General features: G+C 56.0%; 9 protein-coding genes. 1 reads left to right on the top strand and 8 read right to left on the bottom strand.

The window, feature by feature from the left end; translation table 11 throughout:
• Positions 1-97: 97 nt before the first annotated feature.
• Both RTK32_RS16195 and chaB read right to left on the bottom strand, forming a co-directional pair.
• Positions 98-775, bottom strand: a complete 678-nt coding sequence (locus RTK32_RS16195; RefSeq protein ID WP_312045761.1) for a gamma-glutamylcyclotransferase — start codon at positions 773-775, stop codon at positions 98-100.
• Between the two features lie 235 nt (positions 776-1,010).
• Complete coding sequence (gene chaB / locus RTK32_RS16190) at positions 1,011-1,241, bottom strand: putative cation transport regulator ChaB (RefSeq protein ID WP_312045759.1); 231 nt, start codon at positions 1,239-1,241, stop codon at positions 1,011-1,013.
• A 379-nt stretch (positions 1,242-1,620) separates the two neighbouring features.
• Here chaB and chaA point away from each other — a divergent pair, with 379 nt between their 5' ends.
• Positions 1,621-2,712 carry a sodium-potassium/proton antiporter ChaA gene (gene chaA, locus RTK32_RS16185; protein ID WP_312045757.1) on the top strand — a complete coding sequence of 364 codons (1,092 nt, stop codon included), beginning with the start codon at positions 1,621-1,623 and terminating at the stop codon, positions 2,710-2,712.
• 155 nt (positions 2,713-2,867) lie between these two features.
• On the opposite strand, the gene kdsA is transcribed toward chaA, so the two are convergent.
• The 6 genes from kdsA to RTK32_RS16155 all read right to left on the bottom strand — a co-directional run.
• A complete protein-coding gene (gene kdsA, locus RTK32_RS16180) occupies positions 2,868-3,722 on the bottom strand; it encodes a 3-deoxy-8-phosphooctulonate synthase (protein ID WP_312045755.1) in 855 nt (284 codons plus the stop codon).
• Between the two features lie 28 nt (positions 3,723-3,750).
• The gene (gene sirB1 / locus RTK32_RS16175; protein WP_312045753.1) at positions 3,751-4,560 is read right to left on the bottom strand and encodes an invasion regulator SirB1; all 810 of its coding nucleotides are present in this window, start codon (positions 4,558-4,560) and stop codon (positions 3,751-3,753) included.
• On the bottom strand, positions 4,557-4,955 hold the full coding sequence (locus RTK32_RS16170; RefSeq protein ID WP_312045751.1) for a SirB2 family protein: 399 nt from the start codon (positions 4,953-4,955) through the stop codon (positions 4,557-4,559). Before RTK32_RS16170 ends, sirB1 begins: the two co-directional genes overlap by 4 nt.
• Positions 4,956-4,969: 14 nt before the next feature.
• On the bottom strand, positions 4,970-5,800 hold the full coding sequence (prmC, locus tag RTK32_RS16165) for a peptide chain release factor N(5)-glutamine methyltransferase (protein WP_312045749.1): 831 nt from the start codon (positions 5,798-5,800) through the stop codon (positions 4,970-4,972).
• A complete protein-coding gene (gene prfA / locus RTK32_RS16160) occupies positions 5,800-6,882 on the bottom strand; it encodes a peptide chain release factor 1 (RefSeq protein ID WP_312045747.1) in 1,083 nt (360 codons plus the stop codon). The genes prmC and prfA overlap by 1 nt, the downstream gene beginning before the upstream one ends.
• Positions 6,883-6,914: 32 nt before the next feature.
• Positions 6,915-7,489: glutamyl-tRNA reductase (locus tag RTK32_RS16155; RefSeq protein ID WP_312045745.1), on the bottom strand; the 575-nt coding region annotated here is incomplete at its 5' end.

The raw sequence follows: 7,489 nt of genomic DNA, 5'->3' as shown, positions 1-7,489 counted from the left end.
GATCCAGGTGCAAACAACGAGCGGCGTCCGCACCCAGCAGTTAGATATCAGTAAGCCCGGCACCTGGCTTGTCAATCCGGGCTCCTGAACGCGTGGCTTAGCCTACCAGGTCGTTGTGATACACCTGAAGATCGCGCACACGCTGTACCAGATCGGTCAGGCAGTCGTCATAAAGGCCACGCCTTTTCAGCTCCTGTTCCAGCGAGAAAAGGTATTGCGCGTTAGTGCCTAAAGGGCCGCTGGCGTGGGCAATCAGCGGCGCGATGGTTTGCGGGCAGGAGTCGGCTTCATAAAGCGCATGGCGAGGATCCATAACAAAGGCGAGTGCCGTCACGCTGCGGCCGTCTGCCAGCTTTAATTCGCACCAGGTCGGCAGATAACAGCCGGTGACCATCTCACGCTTCCACAGCAATTCCAGCTCCTCAGCCAGCTTCGCTTCCGGCAGACGGAAGGCCAGCCCGGTAGTGCTGCCGCCCTCTTTTAACGCCAGCATCCGCCCCGGCTGCTGCGCAGTACCGCGACCGGCAGTCAGGCGCAGACAGAAGGCGCGATGCCAACCGTTTAACGTCCCTTCTGCGACCTCATCAGATTCGAAGACCGGGTTCCACATCAGCGAACCATAGCCGAAAATCCATACCGGACTGTGATCGGGACGGCAGGCCAGAGTGGCTGCCAGCGAAGCCGCTCGCTGCTCACAGGTCCACAACAGCGATTCCTCAATGGCGCCAAAGGCCGTTTTGCAATCTGCTTTGGCCAGGAAGTCTCTTGTTAACATTCACCTTCTCCGCTACTGCCCATTCCCTGCTTGTTTTTTGAAATGTCCGCGTCGTTACGCTTAATCTGACCTTAAGTCATTTCGGGCGTGGCAATCAAGTTTGAAGCGCGTCGCAAAAGAATAAATTTACCTTAGATTTATCATCGGCGGCATAACAGGGAACTTCAGGGTGACAGCAGAGAAAATTATGAGGGAGTAAAAACGGGGCCGCTCAGGGCGAACGGTCCCACGGCGTTCAGCGCTTTTTATGCCACTTGTCATCATCGCCTTTTTCATACTGATGCTTAACCGCTGACCACGCTACTTTGTGCGCGACTTCTTCGCGTGACTCCTCGCCCCGACGATCTTTTTTCTCTTTGTATTCGTCCCAGGCGCTGTTAAAAGCTTCCTGATAGATATCCTGCGCGTGTGCAGGCAGCACATTTTTCACGTTATCAGGCAGGGAATCTCTTGAACTATAGGGCATTATTCATTTCCTCTTAGCAGAAACGTTAAGTCTGGAACAAAAACGCCCACCCTACCAGTTGATCTTTTTTGTCATTGATAATGCATAATGCATGCGTAACGCCCTTTTAATCAGATTATCGCGCCATTTACCTATCGAAAAATGCGAAATAAATGAAATGAATAAATTAAAAAAATATTATAAATCAACAGATTGAATAATAAACTGATCATTAAGCGCTTTATGCGATTTTATTCCTGAATGCAGGTAAAATCGTGTAAAGTTTACCGTTGGTTAACCTTGCTGCCGTTACACTGTGTCCGGTTGTTATATAATCAATTCTCACCGTTGCGGTTTTGCCTGTGTCGCAGCCGGACGGTCAGCAAAGGAAATAGTGCCTATGAGTGTGCAAGAAAGCGTCAGAACACGCCACAAAGAATCCACCCTGATCCTGCCGCTTGTGGCGTTGGTGATCCTCTGGTTTTGGGGGGCGTCCGAGTCCTTGCCAGCTATTATCGGCATTAACTTACTGGCGCTGGTGGCGATTCTGAGCAGCGCATTCAGCGTGGTCCGCCATGCCGACGTGCTCGCACATCGTCTCGGCGAGCCTTACGGGTCGCTGATTTTAAGCCTCTCGGTCGTTATTCTGGAAGTCAGCCTGATTTCCGCACTGATGGCCACGGGCGATGCCGCCCCGATGCTGATGCGCGATACCCTGTATTCTATCGTCATGATCGTGACCGGCGGACTGGTGGGTTTTGCACTGCTGCTGGGCGGGCGCAAATTTGCCACTCAGTATGTCAACCTTGCTGGCGTAAAACAGTATCTTATCGCTATTTTTCCGCTGGCCGTGCTGGTGCTGGTTTTTCCTAATGCGCTCCCCGAAGGTAATTTCAGCGTCGGTCAGTCGCTGCTGATTTCCGCTATTTCGGCGGCCATGTACGGCGTTTTTCTGCTGATTCAGACCAAAACGCACCAAAGCCTGTTTGTTTATGAGCATGAAGACGAGGGCGACGATCCGCAGCACGGTAAGCCTTCCGCCCATTCCAGCATCTGGCATACCTGCTGGCTGCTGGTGCATCTGGTGGCCGTAATTGCCGTCACTAAGATGGATTCCAATACGCTGGGTGCACTGCTGACCGAGTTGAATGCGCCTGAACAGTTCACCGGTTTTCTGGTGGCGTTGCTGATCCTCTCTCCGGAAGGACTGGGTGCCATCAAGGCGGTGCTGGCTAATCAGGTACAGCGTGCCATGAACCTCTTTTTCGGATCGGTGCTGGCGACGATTTCGCTGACCGTACCGACGGTGACGATTATCGCCACGCTGACCGGTCAGGATCTGGTCTTCGGCCTTGAGCCGCCGCAGATGGTGATTATGCTGGCCTCACTGCTGCTTTGTCAGATCTCTTTCTCGACCGGCAGAACCAATGTGTTGAACGGCGCGGCACATCTGGCCCTGTTTATTGGCTACCTGATGACGGTGATGCTGTAGACGCTACGGAGTAAAGCCGCGTGCCTTAAGGCAGAATGGATAACGGCTCTGCGGTTTCAGGGAGGGTGCGAATTGACTGCCGGGTCTGTAGTTACAGTGTGCGAGGCAGGCGCAATCACAACAGGCCGGTACTGTAGTACCGGCCTGATTTTTTATCAGCTGCTGGTATCCAGCGCCGGGAAGTTCTTCACCAGATCGTCAATGGCTTTAATCTGCATCAGGAAAGGCTCCAGCTTGTCCAGCGGCAGGGCGGACGGGCCGTCGCATTTCGCATTGGCCGGATCCGGGTGCGCCTCGATAAACAAACCGGCCAGGCCTACCGCCATACCGGCACGCGCCAGCTCGGTAACCTGACCACGACGACCGCTGGAGGCCGCACCAAACGGGTCGCGGCACTGTAACGCGTGCGTGACGTCGAAAATGACCGGGCTGCCGTTGGAAACCTGCTTCATTACGTTGAAGCCCAGCATGTCCACCACCAGGTTGTCATAGCCGAAGTTCGCGCCACGATCGCACAGGATGATTTTCTCGTTGCCGCCTTCAGCAAACTTCTCAACGATATTGCCCATCTGGCCAGGGCTGACAAACTGCGGCTTCTTGACGTTAATAACCGCGCCGGTTTTTGCCATCGCTTCTACCAGGTCGGTCTGACGCGCCAGGAAAGCCGGCAGCTGGATAACATCCACCACTTCGGCAACCGGCTGCGCCTGGCTGGCTTCGTGCACGTCGGTAATGACCTTCACGCCAAAAGTCTGCTTCAGCTCCTGAAAAATCTTCATGCCCTCTTCCAGACCCGGCCCGCGATAAGAGCGAATCGAAGAACGGTTAGCCTTGTCAAACGAGGCCTTGAACACGTAAGGGATGCCCAGCTTCTGGGTCACGGTGACGTAATGCTCACAGATACGCAGCGCGAGATCGCGCGATTCCAGCACGTTCATGCCGCCAAACAGCACGAACGGCAGATCGTTTGCAACTTTCACATCACCAATGCTAACGACTTTTTGTTTCATCTCTTCGCCTTATTCTTTGTTTAACAGATTAGTGCAGCGTGATCTGTTTCTGTTCAATCGAGTGGATCTGTAATTTAATCATTTCGCTGACCGGATCTTCCGGGCACTGTTCAACAAAATAGGTCAGATCGCTTACCGCAACATGCTCGCAGTCCAGCTGCGCGAAAATCAGCCCGCGGTCGCGGATTTCATAAGGATCGTCCGGGTCCATATTGACCAGCACCTGGCTGACCTGCAGCGCCAGCTCCATCTGCTTCTCTTCCATCAGCGCGGCTTTCAGCGTGTCCAGCATCTTGTTCAGTACCAGCTGCGGCTCGGCTTCCTGCAGATCATCATCGTACAGCTCGGCGACCGGGCCGATATTGCCCTTCAGCCAGACTTCCAGGGTATGCTCATCCAGCGTTTCGCCGTTAAACGGATTGATCAGCCACATCTCTTCATCAATCCAGTCGGCCCGCAAAATAAGCTGCGTGGGAAAGATAACCGGCATCAGCGGCAGCGACAGTTCGTGAGCAATATGCAGGAAAATCACGCCCAGCGACACGGCCGTGCCCTGGCGGGTTTTCAGCACGTTATCCAGCCACAGCGTATCTGAGAGACGATAGACGCCGCTCGCGCCGCCGAAGCCCCACCGCTTCCAGAACAGCTCAATTAATTTTTCCAGCTGCAGATCCTGCTCCAGCTGTAATGGAATGGTGGCGCGCGCCTCTTTAACCAGCTCCGCCAGCTGCTTTTCTACGTCTTCAGCAGGAAAGTCAGGACGGATGGCCAGCGTGGCCGCAATTACCGCCTCGCACAGCGGGGTCGCTGTGCCTTCATCAGTTGCTATCGACGTCATACACTCCCCAACAATGGCATTTTTGTGGTGGCCAGGTGGTAAATAATTACCAGCATCGCGGCCGCCACGATAAAAGCTATCCAGCGCGTTTTTTGCGCGCGTGGTTTGCGCCCGAGGGCAATAAAGCCAAGCGCGATATAGATAATAACGCCAAACAGCTTTTCAGTCAGCCATGCGCCCTGAGGCGTGAAGGGATAAAAGTGCGTTATTGCTACCAGCATCGCGCCAGAAAGCAGCAGCAGCGTGTCGTTGAGATGGGGCACGATGCGTACCCAGCGTTTTTGCAGCATCGATGAGCCGGTCTGGAGCCAAATGAAACGCAGCAGAAACAGCGTAGCGGTAAGGATTACCGTCAGCAGATGCAAATTTTTTACAGCACTGTACCAGTCAGCCATTTATTTTCCCTCGTTCAGGCCTTTTGTGCATAAGTCACGCGGTCATTATCGCCATAATCACGAGCGGTAGCCACATGAGTAAAACCGGCCGCCTGCAGAATAGCCTGCACTTTTTGCGCCTGTTGCCAGCCGTGCTCGACCAGCAGCCAACCGCCCGGCAGCAGCGCCTGTCCGGCCTGAGCGGCAATGATTTTGATGTCGGCCAGGCCGCCTTCCGCCGCTACCAGCGCGCTTTGCGGTTCAAAACGCACGTCGCCCTGCCGCAGATGTTCGTCGGCTTCATCAATATAGGGCGGATTGCTGACGATAACGGCAAAGCGTTCGCCTGCCAGTGCGCTGAACCAGTTACTGAGTCGGAAAGCAGCATTGTGGATACCCAGGCGTTGCGCATTGCGCTGCGCCAGCTCAACGGCGCCCTGAATGCGATCGACGCCGATAATCTGACAGTCGGGACGTTCACTGGCGATAGCCAGGGCAACCGCGCCGGTGCCGGTACCTAAATCCAGTATCGACGCCGGTTCGGCAGGGAGACGTGCCAGCGCCTGCTCCACCAGCAGTTCAGTATCGGGACGAGGAATAAGCGTATCGGGGGAAACGCTGAGCGGCAGCGACCAGAATTCTCGCTCACCGGTCAGGTAAGCAATCGGCTCGCCCTTTGCGCGGCGAGCCAGCAGCGCAGCCAGGCGCTCCTGCTCGCTTTGGGTCAGCGTCGTCTCGTCAAAAGCGATCAGCCAGCTGCGGGCGCGGCCGGTGACAAAACCCAGCAGGATCTCCGCGTCTCTTTTCGGGCTTTCACTGCCCGCCAGTTCGGTGATGGCCCCTTTCAGCCACTGGCGAATGTCCATTACTCCTGCTCGGACAGGGCGGCCAGCTGGTCTGCCTGATACTCCTGCACCACAGGCTCAATCAGCATATCCAGCTTGCCCTGCATCGCTTCGTCCAGACGGTAGATGGTCAGGTTAATGCGGTGGTCGGTAATACGACCCTGCGGATAGTTATAGGTACGGTTGCGATCGGAGCGGTCCCCGCTACCCAGCAGGTTGCGGCGCGTTGAGGCCTCTTCCTGCTGACGACGGGCGCTCTCGGCTGCACGGATGCGGGAGCCCAGCACGGCCAACGCTTTGGCTTTGTTTTTGTGCTGCGAACGCTCGTCCTGACACTCCACCACAATGCCGGTAGGCAAGTGGGTAATACGAATAGCGGAGTCGGTGGTGTTAACGTGCTGTCCACCCGCGCCCGATGAACGAAAGGTATCAATTTTCAGGTCGCTCGGGTTGATATCCGGCAGCTCGGCTTCCGGCACTTCCGGCAGCACGGCGACGGTACAGGCCGACGTGTGAATACGGCCCTGCGATTCCGTTTCCGGCACGCGCTGCACGCGATGACCGCCAGACTCAAACTTCAGGCGGCCATAGGCGCCTTCACCGATGATTTTCGCGATCACTTCTTTATAACCGCCGTGCTCGCCCTCGTTGGCGCTCATCACTTCCACCTTCCAGCGGCGCGATTCCGCATAGCGGCTGTACATGCGGAACAGATCACCGGCAAAAATGGCCGCTTCGTCGCCGCCGGTACCGGCCCGCACTTCCACATAACAGTTACGTTCGTCGTCCGGATCTTTCGGCAGCAGCAGCACCTGTAACTCTTGCTCCAGCTGTTCGCAGACCTCACGCGCCTCTTTAAGCTCTTCCTGCGCCATATCGCGCATTTCCGCATCGTTCAGCATCTCTTCGGCGGTGGCGATATCGTCCTGATTCTGCTGCCAACGACGGAAACACTGGCTGACATCGGTCAACTGCGCATACTCACGCGACAGCGCGCGAAAACGCTCCTGATCGGCAATCACGCCAGCATCGCCCAGCATCGCCTCGACTTCCTCGTGGCGTTCCTGCAAGGCTTCCAGTTTGGCAACAATAGAAGGCTTCATGAATATTCCCTGTATATAAAAAGGTAAAAACGCTACAGCCCCAGGCCGTCGCGTAAAATCTGCAGGCGTTCATCATCGCCGTCGCGGGCAGCCTGCTGAAGGGATTTGGTTGGGGCGTGGATCAGCTTGTTGGTGAGCTTATGGGCCAGCTCACGCAGCACGGCCTGCGCATCCGCACCCTGAGCAAGCGCCGCCAGGGCGCGCTCTTCCAGCTCGGCGCGCACCTGGTCGGCCTGGGAGCGATAGTCGCGGATAGTCTGGCTGGCGCTTTGCGCGCGCAGCCACGACATAAACTCGTCGCTTTCCTGCACCACGATTGTTTCGGCCTGTACGGCAGCAGCCTTACGCTGTGCCATATTGCTTTCAATGATCGCCTGCAGATCGTCCACGCTGTAAAGATAAGCGTTGGGCAGCTTGCCCACTTCCGGCTCCACGTCGCGCGGTACGGCAATGTCCACCAGCAGCATGGGCTGATTACGGCGCTGTTTCAGCGCGCGCTCCACCATCCCTTTACCGATAATCGGCAGCGGGCTGGCGGTGGAACTGATGATAATGTCGGCTTCTGCCAGACGCGAATCGATCTCCGCTAAACCAATGACTTCCGCAT

The organism is Erwinia sp., assembly GCF_031978025.1.
Classification (GTDB): Bacteria; Pseudomonadota; Gammaproteobacteria; order Enterobacterales; family Enterobacteriaceae; genus Erwinia.
Note: the sequence above shows the minus strand (reverse complement) of the source record. Positions and strands in the feature narration are given on the sequence as shown.